2 protein-coding genes are annotated in these 16,003 nt (G+C 74.6%); both read left to right on the forward strand.

What is annotated here, in order from left to right:
• Positions 1-10,635, forward strand: a 10,635-nt coding sequence (locus AC07GB_RS39470) for a type I polyketide synthase (protein ID WP_478854366.1), incomplete at its 5' end; no start/stop codon positions are given.
• Between the two features lie 166 nt (positions 10,636-10,801).
• Positions 10,802-16,003: beta-ketoacyl synthase N-terminal-like domain-containing protein (locus AC07GB_RS39475; RefSeq protein ID WP_478854368.1), on the forward strand; the 5,202-nt coding region annotated here is incomplete at its 3' end.

A 16,003-nucleotide genomic window follows, 5' to 3' on the forward strand; every position in this document is an offset into this window, starting at 1 on the left:
GGTGAGCACGGCGTACGGGACCTGCTGCTGGTCTCGCGCCGTGGTGAGGCCACGCCCGGCGCGGGTGAAGTCCGAGCCGAGCTGGAGGAGTTGGGGGCGCGCGTCAGTATTGCCGCGTGTGACGTCGCTGACCGCGAGGCGCTGGCCGTACTCCTGGAGGGTGTGCGTTCGGAGTTGAGCGCGGTGGTGCACGTGGCGGGTGTCGTGGACGACGGCATCTTGACCTCGCTCACGCCGGAGCGTCTGGACACGGTGTTGCGTCCGAAGGTGGATGCGGCGGTGAACCTGCACGAGCTGACGGCCGGTATGGATCTGTCGGCGTTCGTGCTGTTCTCCTCGGCGGCCGGTGTCCTGGGCAGCGCGGGGCAGGCCAACTACGCGGCCGCCAACGCGTTCCTGGACGCCCTGGCCGAGCACCGGCGCGCGCTCGGTCTGCCCGCGACCTCGCTGGCCTGGGGCCTGTGGGCCGACCAGGGCGGCATGGCCGGAGCCCTCGCCGACGGGGACATCGACCGCATGAACCGCGCGGGCGTGGCGGCCCTGTCCGCAGAGGAGGGCCTCGCCCTGCTCGACACCTCCCTGGCGCGGCCCGACGCGGCCCTCGTGCCGGTGAAGCTGCGCACCGAAGCCCTGCGGCGGCAGTTCGGCGGCGAGGTGCCCCCGCTGTTCCGCGGCCTCATCCGGGGCGGCGCCAAGATGCGCCGCGTCGTCGAGGCCGGTCCCGCGGCGGCGGGCACGTCCCTCGCCGACCAGCTGGCCGCGCTGCCGCCGGAGAACCGCGAGCGCGCCCTGCTCGACCTCGTCCGCACCCAGGTGGCCGCCGTCCTCGGCTACGCCACCGGCGAGGACGTCGCGCCCACCAAGGCGTTCAAGGAACTCGGCTTCGACTCGCTGACCTCCGTCGAACTGCGCAACCGCCTCAACGGCGCCACGGCACTCCGCCTGCCCGCCAGCCTCGTCTTCGACTACCCCACACCCAAGGTCCTCGCCCAGTACCTGGGCGGCGAACTCCTCGGCGGCCTCGCGGAGTCCGCAGCGGCCGGCGAGGCGGCACCGGCGGTCGTGGCCGCCGCCCAGGACGAGCCGATCGCCATCGTCGCCATGAGCTGCCGCTTCCCCGGCGGCGTGGGCAGCCCCGAAGACCTGTGGCGGCTGCTCACCGACGGCGAAGAGGCCATCAGCGAGTTCCCCGAGGGCCGCGGCTGGGACACCGCCTCCCTCTACGACCCCGACCCCGACCAGGTCGGCACCACGTACGCCCGCGAGGGCGGCTTCCTGCACGACGCGGGCGACTTCGACGCGGCGTTCTTCGGCATCTCGCCGCGCGAGGCCCTCGCCATGGACCCGCAGCAGCGACTGCTCCTGGAGGCCTCCTGGGAGGCGTTCGAGCGCGCGGGAATCGACCCGGCGACGCTGCACGGCAGCCCCACGGGCGTCTTCGCCGGCCTCATCTACCACGAGTACGGCTCCCAGCTCAGCAGCGTCCCCGAGGACCTCGGCGGCTACCTCGGCACCGGCAGCTCCGGCGCCATCGCCTCGGGCCGCATCTCGTACTCCTTCGGCCTCGAAGGCCCGGCGGTCACCGTCGACACGGCCTGCTCGTCGTCGCTCGTAGCCCTGCACCTGGCCGCGCAGGCGCTGCGCCAGGGCGAGTGCACGATGGCGCTCGCGGGCGGTGTGACGGTCATGCCCACGGCGGGCACCTTCCTGGAGTTCAGCCGCCAGCGCGGCCTGGCCCCCGACGGCCGCTGCAAGCCGTTCGCCGCGGCGGCCGACGGCACCAGCTGGGGCGAAGGCGTCGGCATGCTCGTCCTGGAGCGCCTCTCCGACGCCCGCCGCAACGGCCACCCGGTCCTCGCCGTCGTTTGCGGCTCCGCCATCAACCAGGACGGCGCCAGCAACGGCCTCACCGCCCCCAACGGCCCGTCCCAGCAGCGGGTGATCACCCAGGCCCTCGCCAACGCCCGCCTGACGACCACCGACGTGGACGCGGTCGAGGCCCACGGCACCGGCACGCCCCTGGGCGACCCCATCGAGGCGCAGGCACTCATCGCCACGTACGGCAAGGAGCGCCCCGCCGAACGGCCGCTGCTCCTCGGCTCGGTGAAGTCCAACATCGGGCACACGCAGGCCGCCGCCGGTGTCGCCGGTGTCATCAAGATGGTCATGGCCATGCGCCACGGCCTGCTGCCGCAGACCCTGAACTTCGACGCGCCGACCCCCGAAGTCGACTGGTCGGCCGGAACCGTGGAGCTGCTCGCGGAGGCCCGCGCCTGGCCCGACAGGGACGGTGCGCCGCGCCGCGCGGGAGTCTCGTCGTTCGGCGTCAGCGGCACCAACGCACACGTGATCATCGAGGCGCCGGAGGAGACCGAGCGGCCCGCGTCCGACGCGGTCCCCGCGCCGGTGGTGGTCTCCGGCGTGATCCCCCTGGCTCTGTCCGGCAAGACGCCCGAGGCACTGCGGGCCCAGGCGGGACGGCTGCGCGAGCACCTCGTCGCGCACACCGGCCTCGCGCCCGCCGACGTGGCCTGGTCGCTGACCGCCACGCGCTCGCGGTTCGAGCACCGGGGCGTCGTCCTCGGCCGGGACCGCGAGGCGCTGCTCGCCGCCCTGGAGGGCCTGGAGCGGGACGACGCGTCCGCGCGCGGCGTGGTCGTGGGCCGCGCCCAGGGCGACACCGTCCGTCCGGTGTTCGTGTTCCCGGGGCAGGGGTCGCAGTGGGCCGGGATGGCGCGTGAACTGCTCGATGAGTCGCCGGTGTTCGCGGAGCGGATGCGGGAGTGCGCGGAGGCCCTGTCGGAGTTCGTGGACTGGGATCTCCTTGAGGAGCTGGGCGGCGACCGCTTCGACGAGGTCGATGTGGTCCAGCCCGTCCTGTTCGCCGTGATGGTTTCGTTGGCTGCGGTCTGGCAGGCGGCCGGGGTGAAGCCCGCCGCCGTGGTGGGTCACAGCCAGGGGGAGATCGCTGCCGCGTGCGTGGCGGGCGCGCTCTCGCTGCGGGATGCCGCGCGCGTCGTGGCCCTGCGGAGCCTGGCGATTCGTGAGCTGTCGGGCAAGGGCGGCATGGTGTCGGTGCCGCTGCCCGAGGCCGAGGTGCGCGAGCTGATCACCGCGTGGGGCGAGCGCGTCTCCGTCGCGGCGGTCAACGGCCCGGCCCAGGTGGTGGTGTCCGGTGAGCCGGAGGCCCTGGAGGAGCTGGTCGCGCAGTGCGCGGCCCGTGACGTCCGTGCTCGTACGATCCCGGTGGACTACGCCTCGCACTCCGCGTACGTGGAGGAGATCGAGGCGCAGATCCTGGAGGCGCTGGAGGGCGTGAGCCCGCAGGCCGCCGAGGTCCCGCTGTACTCGACCCTCACCGGCGCCTGGCTGGATGTCCCCATGGACGGCGGGTACTGGTACCGCAACCTGCGCCAGACCGTGCTCTTCGAGCACGCCACCCGAGGTCTGCTCGCCGAGGGTCACGGTCTGTTCCTGGAGATGAGCCCCCACCCGGTCCTCACCGTCCCCGTCCAGGCGACCATCGAGGCCGCCGGACGCGACGGCGCGGCCGTGGCCCTCGGGTCGCTGCGCCGCGACGAAGGCGGCGCCGACCGGCTCATGGCCTCGGTCGGCGAGGCCTACGCGCGGGGCGCGGACCTCGACTGGCAGGCCCTCGTCCCCGGCACCCTCGTCGACCTGCCCACGTACGCCTTCCAGCACCAGCACTACTGGCTTGTCTCCCCGGAGGCCGAGCCGGGCGCCGAGCCCGCCGCCGTCGTGGACGAGGTCGAGGCGCGCTTCTGGGAGGCCGTGGAGCGCGAGGACCTGGCCGGTCTCACGGCGGAGCTGGAGATCGCCGAGGACTCCGCCGCGGGGCTCGGCTCCGTCCTGCCCGCCCTGTCGTCCTGGCGGCGGCAGCGCCGCGAACGGTCCACGATCGACAGCTGGCGCTACGCCGTGACCTGGAAGCCCCTCGCGGGCAGCCTCCCGGGCCCGGTCCTCACGGGCCGGTGGCTGGTCGTCGTACCCGAGGAGGCGGCCGCGCACCCGTGGACCGCCGGCACCCTGGAGGCACTGGCACAGGCCGGTGCTGAGGCCGTCGAACTCCACGTCACAGGCGCGGAGTTGACCCGCGACGCACTGTCCGGGCGGCTGCGCGACGCCGTCGCGGGCCCCGCCGGGCTCGCGGGCGTCGTCTCCCTGCTCGCCCTCGCCGAAGAGCCGCACACGGCCCACCCCGTGCTGCCCGCCGGACTCGCCGGCACCGTCGCCCTGGTGCAGGCCCTCGGTGACGCGGGCGTCGAGGCCCGCCTGTGGGCCCTCTCCAGCGGCGCCGTCGCCACCGGCCGAGGCGACCGGGTGGAGAGCCCCGCCCAGGCCCAGACCTGGGGCCTCGGCCGCGTCGTGGCCCTGGAGCACCCCGACCGCTGGGGCGGGCTCGTCGACCTGCCGCCGAGCCCCGACAGCCGTACCGGGGCCCGGCTCGCCGGGATCCTGGCGGGCGTCGGCGACGAGGACCAGCTCGCCGTGCGCGGCTCCGGCGTCTTCGTACGCCGCCTCGTCCGCGCCGAGCCCGCCACCCCCGCCCGCGAGCCCGGCTCCGGCTGGACGCCGCGCGGCACCGTCCTGGTCACCGGCGGCACCGGCGCCCTCGGCCCGCACATCGCCCGCTGGCTGGCCCGCGAGGGCGCCGAGCACCTGGTGCTCACCAGCCGCCGCGGCCCCGACGCGCCCGGCGCCGCGGAACTCCGTACCGAACTGGAGGAGATGGGCGTCCAGGTGACCATCGCGGCCTGCGACGTCGCCGACCGCGACGCCGTCGCGGCGCTCCTGGACCGCCTCACCGCCGACGGGCACACCCTGCGCGGCGTCATCCACGCGGCCGCGCTCATCGAACTGGCGCCGATCGCCACCACCACCCTCGAGGAGTTCGCCGACATCGTCGCGGCGAAGGTCGCGGGCGCCCTCGTCCTGGACGAGCTGCTCGACGGCGAGGCGGCCGAAGCTCTCGACGCGTTCGTGCTGTTCTCGTCCATCGCGGGCGTCTGGGGCAGCGGCGACCACGCCGCCTACGCGGCCGCCAACGCCCACCTCGACGCCCTCGCCGAGCAGCGCCGTGCCCGCGGCCTGACCGCCACCTCGATCGCCTGGGGCGTGTGGAACGTCGTCAACCCGCACCTGAGCGGCAGCGCGCCCGTCGACGTCGACCCGGAACAGCTGCGCCGCCAGGGCCTGCCGTTCCTCGACCCCGCCCTGGCCTTCGCCGGCATGCGGCAGATCCTGGACGACGACGAGACGTTCCTAGCCCTCGCCGACGTGGACTGGGACCAGTTCGTGCCCGTGTTCACCTCGCGGCGCGCCCGCCCGCTGCTCGCGGACCTGCCCGACGCCCAGCGCGTCCTCGCCGCCCAGGGCGGAACCGGGGGCGACGACACCGACGGCGGGACCTCGGCCAAGGCCTCGGCCCTGCGCGAGCGCCTGACCGGCCTCGCCGGGCCCGAGCGGGACCGCGTCCTGGTCGACCTCGTCCTCACGCACGCCGCCGCCGTCCTCGGCTACGAGTCCGCGGCGGCGCTCGACCCCGAGCGGGCCTTCCGCGAGTTCGGTTTCGACTCGCTCACGGCCGTCGACCTGCGCAACCGGCTCGGTGCCGCCACCGGTCTGAAGCTGCCCACCACGGTGGTCTTCGACCACCCCAACGGCACCGCCCTGGCCGCCTACCTGCGCACCCAGGTCCTCGGCGCCGACACGGCCGCCGCCCCCGCCGCCGTCGCACCCGTCGCCGCGGCCACCGACGAACCCATCGCCATCGTCGCCATGAGCTGCCGCTACCCCGGCGGCATCACCAGCCCCGAGCAGATGTGGCAGGTCCTCCAGGACCGTACCGACGTCGTCGGCGGCTACCCGGCGGGCCGCGGCTGGGACATCGCCCACCTCTACGACCCGGACCCGGAGACCCCCGGCACCACCACGACCAGGGGCGGCGGCTTCCTGCACGACGCGGGCGCCTTCGACCCGGCCTTCTTCGGCATCTCGCCGCGCGAGGCCGTGGCCATGGACCCGCAGCAGCGGCTCCTCCTCGAAACCTCCTGGGAGGCGTTCGAACGCGCCGGGATCGACCCCAAGGCCGTACGCGGCGAGACCGCCGGCGTGTTCGTCGGCACCAACTACCAGGACTACGGCACCGCCCCCGGCCAGCTGTCCGCGGGCGCCGAGGGCCACATCCTCACCGGCAGCGCGCCCAGCGTCGTCTCCGGCCGCATCGCCTACACCTTCGGCCTGGAAGGCCCGGCGGTCACCGTCGACACGGCCTGCTCCTCGTCGCTCGTCGCGATGCACCTGGCCGCGCAGGCGCTGCGCCAGGGCGAGTGCTCGCTCGCCCTCGCGGGCGGCGTCGCCGTGATGTCGTCGCCCGGCGCCCTGATCGCCTTCAGCCAGCAGCGCGGCCTCGCCGACGACGGCCGCTGCAAGGCCTTCGCGGCCTCCGCCGACGGCATGGGCATGGCCGAGGGCGTCGGCATGGTCCTCCTGGAACGCCTCTCGGACGCCCGCCGCAACGGCCACAAGGTCCTCGCCGTCGTCCGGGGCTCCGCCATCAACCAGGACGGCGCCAGCAACGGCCTGACCGCCCCCAACGGCCCGTCCCAGCAGCGCGTCATCCGCGCCGCGCTCGCCAACGCCCGCCTCACGGCGGCCGACGTGGACGCGGTCGAGGCCCACGGCACGGGCACCACCCTGGGCGACCCCATCGAGGCGCAGGCCCTGCTCGCCACGTACGGCCAGGAGCGGCCCGAGGGCGGGGAGCCCCTGTGGCTGGGGTCCATCAAGTCCAACATCGGCCACAGCCAGGCCGCTTCCGGCGTGGCGGGCGTGATGAAGATGGTCCTCGCCATGCAGCACGGCGTCCTGCCCCAGACCCTGCACATCGACGAGCCCACGCCCGAGGTCGACTGGACCGAAGGCGCCGTCGAGCTGCTGACCGAGGCCCGGGACTGGCCCGAGCGCGCGGACGCGCCCCGGCGCGCGGGCGTCTCCTCCTTCGGCATGAGCGGCACCAACGCCCATGTGATCCTGGAGCAGCCGCCCCTGGCCGACGAGCCGGCCGCCGACGAGCCGGCCGCCGACGAGGACGCCGGAGCGGCGGCGCCCGTCGTCGCCGGAGTCGTCCCGCTGACGCTCTCCGCCAAGGGCGGGACCGCCCTGCGCGCCCAGGCGGCACGCCTGCGCGAGCACCTGCTCGCCCGCCCCGGCCTCGAACCGGCCGACGTGGCCTGGTCCCTGGCCACGACCCGCTCACGCTTCGAACACCGGGGCGTCGTCCTCGGCCGTGACCGGGACGACCTCCTGGCCGGCCTTGAGCGTCTTGCCGACGGGGGTGCCCTTACGGGTCGTGCGCTGGGCGGGGTGGTCCGTGCGGTGTTCGTGTTCCCGGGGCAGGGTTCGCAGTGGGCCGGGATGGCGCGTGAACTGCTCGACGAGTCACCGGTGTTCGCGGAGCGGATGCGGGAGTGCGCGGAGGCGCTGTCGGAGTTCGTTGACTGGGATCTCCTTGAGGAGTTGGGCGGTGACCGCTTCGACCGGGTCGATGTGGTCCAGCCGGTCCTGTTCGCTGTGATGGTGTCGCTGGCTGCCGTCTGGCAGGCAGCCGGAGTCAAGCCGGCTGCTGTCGTCGGTCACAGCCAGGGTGAGATCGCCGCCGCGTGTGTGGCGGGCGCGCTGTCGCTGCGGGATGCCGCGCGCGTCGTCGCGCTGCGCAGCCTCGCCATCCGTGAGCTGTCGGGCAAGGGCGGCATGGTGTCCGTGCCGCTGCCGGAGCAGGACGTACGCGAACTGATCACGGGCTGGGAGGGCCGTATCGAGGTCGCTGCCGTCAATGGCCCGGCCCAGGTGGTCGTCTCCGGTGAGCCGGAGGCTTTGGAGGAGTTGGTCGCGCACTGCACGGGGCAGGACGTCCGTGCTCGTACCATCCCGGTGGACTACGCCTCGCACTCCTCGTACGTGGAGCAGATCGAGGCCCAGATCGGCCAGGCCCTTGAGGGCGTGAGCCCGCAGGCGCCCGAGGTGCCGCTGTACTCCACGCTCACCGGCGCCTGGCTGGACTCAGAGACGCCGATGGACGGCGGGTACTGGTACCGCAACCTGCGCCAGACGGTCCTGTTCGAGCACGCCACGCGCGGTCTGCTGGCCGAAGGTCACGGTCTGTTCCTGGAGATGAGCCCCCACCCGGTCCTCACCGTCCCGGTCCAGGCCACCATCGACGCCACCGAAAGCCAGGCCGCCACCCTCGGCTCGCTCCGGCGCGACGAGGGCGGCGCCGACCGCCTCGCCGCATCGCTCGCCGAAGCCCACACGTACGGCGTCGAGCTGGACTGGCAGGCCCTCCTCCCCGGCGCCCGCGCCACCGTCGACCTGCCCACGTACGCCTTCCAGCGTGAGCACTACTGGCTGCTCGCCCCGCAGGAGGAGCTGTCCGACGAGGCGCCCCTGGCCACGGACGAGGTCGAGTCCCGGTTCTGGGACGCGGTGGAGCGCGAGGACCTGGAGCAGCTGGCCGTCGAGCTGGCGGTGGAGGACTCCTCCGCCACGGAACTCGGCGCCGTGCTCCCGGTGCTCTCGTCCTGGCGGCGGCAGCGGCGCGAGCGGTCGACCGTCGACAGCTGGCGCTACCAGGTGGACTGGCAGCCCCTCGCGGGCGCCCTGCCGGCCACCGGCCTCGCGGGCCGCTGGCTGGTCGTCGTGCCCGAGGCAGCGGACGCCGCGGAGGTCGTCGCGGCCCTGGCGCAGGCCGGAGCCCACGTCGACGAACTCCGCGTCACCGCGGGGGAGATGACCCGCGAGGCGCTGACCGCGCGACTGTTCGAGCACACCTTGGCGACGGACGGGGAGCCGAGCGGAGTGCTCAGCCTGCTCGCCCTCGACGAGTCCGCCCTGGCGGACCACCCGGGCGTCCCCGCCGGACTCGCGGGCACCGTCGCCCTGGTGCAGGCCCTCGGCGACACCGGGATCGGCGCCCGCCTGTGGGCCGTGACCCGTGGCGCCGTCGCCACCGGCCGCGCCGACGCCCCGGCCCGGCCCGGGCAGGCGCAGGCGTGGGGCCTCGGCCGCGTCGCCGCGCTCGAGTACCCGGACCGCTGGGGTGGCCTCGTCGACCTGCCGGAGACCGTCGACGGCAGGGCCGCGGCCCAGCTCGCCGGGATCCTCGCGGGCGCCGGGGACGAGGACCAGCTCGCGGTGCGCCAGGCGGGCGTGCTCGTACGCCGGTTCGTACGGGCTCCGCTCGACGCCGGCGCGGCGCGCACGTGGGCGCCGCGCGGCACCGCCCTGATCACCGGTGGGACGGGCGCGATCGGCGGCCACGTGGCGCGCTGGCTCGCCCGCGAGGGCGCCGAGCACCTGGTGCTCACCAGCCGCCGCGGCCCGGACGCGCCCGGCGCCGAGGAACTCCAGGCCGAACTGGAGGAGCTGGGCGCCAAGGTGACCGTCGCCGCCTGCGACGTCGCCGACCGCGACGCCGTCGCCGCGCTGCTCGACCGGCTCACCGAGGACGGGCACACCCTGCGCTCCGTCTTCCACGCGGCGGGCGTCGGCCAGGGCCAGCCCCTCGCGGACATGTCCCCGGCCGACATCGCCGTCGTCCTGGAGGCGAAGGTCGCGGGCGCCGCGCACCTCGACGATCTCCTGGCCACGGTCTCGCTCGACGCGTTCGTGCTGTTCTCGTCGAACGCGGGCGTGTGGGGCAGCGGCAGCCAGGGCGCCTACGCCGCCGCCAACGCCCACCTCGACGCCCTCGCCGAGCAGCGCCGCGCCCGCGGCCTGACCGCCACCTCCGTGGCCTGGGGCCTGTGGGCCGGGGGCGGCATGGCCGGGGACGACGGCGAGGAGCAGTTCCGCCGCCGCGGCCTGCGCCCGATGGCACCGGACCTCGCGGTCACGGCCCTGGCCCAGGCGGTCGCGTACGACGAGACCTTCCTCGCCGTCGCCGACCTGGACTGGGAGCGGTTCGCACCCGCCTTCACGTCGGCCAGGACCAGCCCGTTCATCGGTGGCATCCCCGAGGTGCGCCGGTACGAGCGGTCCGTGGCGGCCGAGACGGTGGCGGAGGCCGGCACCGGCGACGACGCGGCGGCCGAGCTGCGCCGCCGCCTGACGCCGCTCACCGAGACCGAGCGCGAGGTGATCCTGCTCGACCTGGTGCGCACGCACGCCGCCGCCGTGCTCGGCTACGGCGACGCGGAGGCCGTGGACGCCCACCTGGCCTTCCGTGAGCTGGGCTTCGACTCGCTGACGGCCGTGGAGGTCCGCAACCGCCTGGGCAAGGCCACGGGGCTCAGGCTGCCCGCCACCCTCGTGTTCGACCACCCGACGTCCGCCGTCCTGGCCCAGTACCTGCGCGGGGAACTCCTCCAGGACGACGCCGACGGCGTGGACTCCACGCTGCGTGAACTGGACCGCCTGGAGGCGGGCCTCGGCACCATCGCCCCCGACGACGGCGACCGCATGCGCATCACGATGCGGCTCGAAGCGCTGATGGCGAAGTGGAAGGGCACGGACGCCGAGGCGCCCGCCGACGGCGAGAAAGTCTCCTCGCAGCTGGAGTCGGCGTCCGCCGACGAGGTCTTCGACTTCATCGACAAGGAGTTCGGCGTGTCCTGACCGAAACCCTCCGGCCGGGCCGGTGCCCCGACCGGCCGGGCCGGTGTCTCGCCCGACCGGGCCGGGGCACCGGCCCGGCCGGCCCCCCTCAGCGCGGTTCTTCCGTTACTGCGCGCTTTCGTTACTGCGCGATTTTTCTGTGACTACGCGAACAGGTGAGTTTCCGATGGCGGACCAGCAAAAGCTCCTCGACTACCTCAAGCGGGTGACCGCCGACCTCCACGAGACGCGCCAGCGGCTGCGCGAAGTGGAGGCGGAGGAGCCCGAGCCCATCGCCATCGTCGGAATGAGCTGCCGCTACCCCGGCGGCGTACGCGGCCCCGAGGACCTGTGGCAGCTCGTGGCCGACGGGCGGGACGCGCTCTCCGCCTTCCCCACCGACCGGGGCTGGGACGTCGACGCGCTCGCCGGACGCACCGGCGACGAAGCGCCGGAGGGCCCGGAGCGCGGCGGCGGCTTCGTCTACGACGCGGGCGACTTCGACGCCGCCTTCTTCGGGATCTCCCCGCGCGAAGCCATGGCCATGGACCCCCAGCAGCGGCTCCTCCTCGAAGCCACCTGGGAGACCTTCGAGCGGGCCGGAATTCCCCCGGCCTCGCTGCGCGGCAGCCGCACCGGCGTGTTCGTCGGCGCCACCGCCCAGGGCTACGGACCCGCCCTCATGGCGTCGCCGGACAACGTCGACGGCTATCTGCTCACCGGTGACGTCTCCAGCGTCATCTCCGGCCGCCTGTCGTACGTGTTCGGCCTCGAAGGCCCCGCCGTCACCGTCGACACCGCCTGCTCGTCCTCCCTCGTCGCCCTGCACCTCGCCGCCCAGGCGCTGCGCCAGGGCGAGTGCGACCTGGCCCTCGCAGGCGGCGTCGCGGTCATGGTCACCTCCGGCGCCTTCGCGGAGTTCAGCCGCCAGGGCGGCCTCGCGGGCGACGGCCGCTGCAAGCCGTACGCCGACGCCGCCGACGGCACCGGCTGGGGCGAGGGCGTCGGCGTCCTCGCCCTGGAGCGGCTCTCCGACGCCCGCCGCAACGGCCACGAGGTCCTCGCGGTCGTCCGGGGCTCCGCCGTGAACCAGGACGGCGCCAGCAACGGCCTGACCGCCCCCAACGGCCCCTCCCAGCAACTCGTCATCCGCCAGGCCCTGGCCGCCGCGCGCCTCACCACCGGCGACGTCGACGCCGTCGAGGGCCACGGCACCGGCACCGTCCTCGGCGACCCCATCGAGGCCCAGGCGCTGCTCGCCACGTACGGCCAGGACCGGCCCGCCGAGCGCCCGCTCCTGCTCGGCTCGGTGAAGTCCAACATCGGCCACACCCAGGCCGCTTCGGGCGTCGCGGGCGTCATCAAGATGGTCATGGCCATGCGCCACGGCGTCCTGCCCGAGAACCTCCACACGGACCGGCCGAGCACGCACGTCGACTGGTCCGCGGGCGCGGTGGAACTGCTGACCGAGGCGCGCCCGTGGGACGAGCGCGAGGACGGCGGGCCGCGCCGCGCGGGCGTCTCCTCCTTCGGCGTGAGCGGTACGAACGCCCACGTCATCGTGGAGCAGGCACCCGCCGGTGAGCCCGCTGAGGTCGTGGCGCCGGTCGCTCCGGTCACGGCCGTGCCGTGGCTGGTCTCGGGCCGCAGTGCGGAGGCCCTGCGGGCGCAGGCCGAGCGGCTGCGCGAGCACGTCGCGGGCGACACCGGCCTGGACGCCGTGGACGTGGGCTGGTCGCTCCTGTCGGGCCGGTCACCGCTCGAACACCGCGCGGTGGTGTTCGGACGCGAGCGCGCCGACCTCCTCACGGGCCTGGAGACGATCGTCTCCGGCGGCCTGGGCGTGGTCTCCGGCACGGTCACCGAGGGCCGCCTCGGGGTCGTCTTCACGGGCCAGGGCAGCCAGCGCATCGGTATGGGCCGCGAGTTGTACGAGACGTTCCCTGTCTTCGCGGCCGCCCTGGACGAGGTCTGCTCTCATCTCGACCGGTGGATAGAACGTTCGCTCCAGAGCGTGATGTTCGGTACCGACGCCGACCTCCTGGAGCAGACGGCCTACGCGCAGCCCGCCCTGTTCGCGATGGAAGTTGCCTTGTATCGCCTGGCGGAGTCCTTCGGGGTGCGGCCGGAGGTCGTGGGCGGGCACTCCATCGGAGAGCTGGCTGCCGCGTACGTGGCCGGGCTGTGGTCTCTCGAAGACGTGGCCCGACTGGTGGCTGCGCGGGGTCGGTTGATGCAGGCTCTGCCCGAGGGCGGCGGCATGCTGGCCGTGCAGGCCATGGAAGCAGATGTCCTGCCGTTGCTCGACGGGATCGCCGACCGTGTGGGCGTGGCGGCGGTGAACGGTCCGGCGCAGCTCGTGCTCTCCGGCGACCGCGCGGCCCTGCAAGGCCTGGAGGAGACGCTTCGCGAGCAGGGTCGGAAGGTGAAGTGGCTGAAGGTCAGCCACGCTTTCCACTCGCCCCTGATGGACCCCGCGCTCGACGAGTTCCGTAAGGTCGCCGCAGGTCTGACGTACCAGGACCCGACGATCCCGGTCGTCTCCAACCTCACGGGCGCGCTGGCGAAGGCCGCGGAGCTGAAGGACCCCGAGTACTGGGTCCGCCACATCCGGGAAGCCGTGCGCTTCCACGACGGCCTGAACGCCCTCGCCGGCTTCGGTGTGTCGACCCTCCTGGAGCTGGGCCCGGACTCCGTGCTCACGGCGATGGCGCACGACACGCTCACCGAGCCCGCCGCGCAGGCGGGCCTGGTCGGCGCGGTGCGCAAGGACCGGCCCGAGGCCGACACGTTCCTCACGGCTCTCGCCAAGGCACACGTACGCGGAGTGAACGTCGACTGGGCGCCGCTGTACGCGCCCGTCGAGTCCCGGCGCCGCGTCGAGCTGCCCACGTACGCCTTCCAGCACCAGCGCTACTGGCCGCGCCCCGCCGTCGGCGGAGTCGGCGACGCGCGCGCCACCGGCCTGAACCCGGCGGACCACCCGCTGTTCGGCGCCGCCGTCGCCCTCGCCGACATGGACGGCTACCTGTTCACGGGCAGGCTTTCGCTCGCCTCCCACCCATGGCTCGCGGGCCACGCCCTGGCGGGCACCGTCCTGCTGCCCGCCACGGCCTACGTCGAACTGGCCCTGCACGCGGGACACCGCGTCGGCTGCGCGCACCTGGAAGAGCTGACGCTCCAGGCGCCCCTCGTCCTGCCCGAGCGCGGCGGCGTCCAGATGCAGCTCGCCGTGGGCGCCGCCGACGCCTTCGGCCGCCGCCCGGTGAACCTCTACTCGCGGCCCCAGCACGTGTCCGAGGACGACCTGTGGTCCGACGAGCCGTGGCTGCGCCACGCCACCGGCACGCTCGCCCCCGCCCCCGCCGCGCGCCCCGCCGACGCCGACCTCGCCCAGTGGCCGCCCGCCGACGCCGAGCGGGCCGACACCGAGGCGCTGTACGAGAGCCTGGCCGCCGCCGGGTTCGGCTACGGCTCGGCCTTCCTGGGGCTCCGGTCCGTCTGGCGGCGCGGCGACGAACTCTTCGCGGAGGTCGCCCTTCCGGATGAGGACCGGGACGAGGCCGGCGCGTACGGCCTGCACCCGGCGCTGCTCGACGCGGCGCTGCACCCGCTGGGCCTCGGCACGTTCGTGTCCGACACCGAGCAGGGCCGCATGCCGTTCTCCTGGACCGGCGTGTCCCTGCACGCGACCGGCGCGGCCGCGCTTCGCGTCCGCCTGACCGCCGCCGGAACGGACGGCGTGGCCCTCGCCGTCGCCGACACCGAAGGCCAGCCGGTCGCCGCCGTGGAGTCCCTCGTCCTGCGGCCCATCGCCGCACCGGACGCGACCGCCGAACAGAGCGGCCGCACCAACTCGCTGTTCCGGGTGGACTGGAGCGTGGTGCCCGCGCCCGCCGCACCGGCCGGGGCCGCGTACGCGGTGCTGGGCGTCGACGAGTTGGGTCTGCGGGGTGCTCTGGAGGCCGCCGGAGCGGAGGTGGCGGCGTACGCGGACGTGGCCGCGCTGGCCGAGGCGGTCAGGAGCGGGGCTCCCGTGCCGGAGGCCGTCCTCGTCGCCTGCGTCGGCGAGGTACGGGACGGCGGCATGGCCGCTTCGGTCCGTACGTCCCTCAACGGCACGCTCGGCATCGTGGGGGAGTGGCTGGCCTTCGAGGGCGGTGAGGAGTCCCGGCTGGTCGTGGTGACGTCCGGTGCCGTGGGTGTGGGCGCCGGTGACGTGGTGTCGGCGGCGGGTCTGGTGGACGCCCCGGTGTGGGGTCTGCTGCGGTCCGCGCAGTCGGAGAACCCGGGCCGCCTCGCCCTCGTCGACGTCGACGGCTCGGCCGCCTCGCTGACCCAGCTGCCCGCCCTCATCGCGCTCGACGAGCCGCAGGTCGCCGTGCGCGGGGACGTGGTGTGGGCGCCGCGCCTCACGCGTGCGGGCGGCGGTGCGCTCACCGCCCCCGCCGGTGAGGCCTGGCAGCTCGGCGTGACCGGCAAGGGCACCTTCGAGAACCTGGCGCTGCTGCCGGTCGCCGAGGACGCCGAGGTGTCCGGCGGCCGGCCGCTGGGCGCCGGAGAGGTACGCGTCGAGGTGCGCGCGGCGGGCGTCAACTTCCGCGACCCGCTGATCGCCCTGGGCATGTACCCGGGCGACGCGGTCATGGGCACCGAAGGCGCCGGCGTGATCGTGGAGACCGGGGCGGACGTCACGGACCTCGCCGTCGGCGACCGGGTCCTGGGCCTGCTCGAAGGGGCCTTCGGCCCGCTGTCGGTCGCGGACGCGCGCATGGTGGCGCGGATCCCCGAGGGCTGGTCCTACGCTCAGGCCGCCTCGGTGCCGACGGTGTTCCTGACGGCGTACTACGCGCTGAAGGACCTGGCAGGACTGGAAGCGGGCGAGTCGGTCCTCGTGCACGCGGCCGCCGGTGGTGTGGGCATGGCCGCGGTGCAGCTGGCCCGGCACTTCGGCGCGGAGGTGTACGGCACCGCGAGCGCCGGGAAGTGGGACGTCCTGCGGGGCCTCGGCATCGACGACGACCACATCGCCTCCTCCCGCACGCTGGACTTCGAGGCCTCCGTACGCGAAGGCACCGCCGGGCGCGGCGTGGACGTGGTCCTCAACTCCCTGGCCAGGGAGTTCGTGGACGCCTCGCTGCGGCTCCTGCCGCGCGGCGGACGTTTCGTGGAGATGGGCAAGACCGACCTTCGCGACCCCGAGGCCATCGCCGAGGAGCACACGGGCGTCACGTACCGCAGCTTCGACCTGATCGACGCCGGACACGACCGGATCCGCGAGATGCTGGCGGACATCCTGTCCCTGTTCGAGCGGGGTGTGCTGGAGCCGCTGCCGGTGAAGGCGTGGGACGTGCGCCGGGCGCCGGAGGCGTTCCGGTATCTGAGCCAG

It is taken from the genome of Streptomyces sp. NPDC045778, assembly GCF_056431945.1.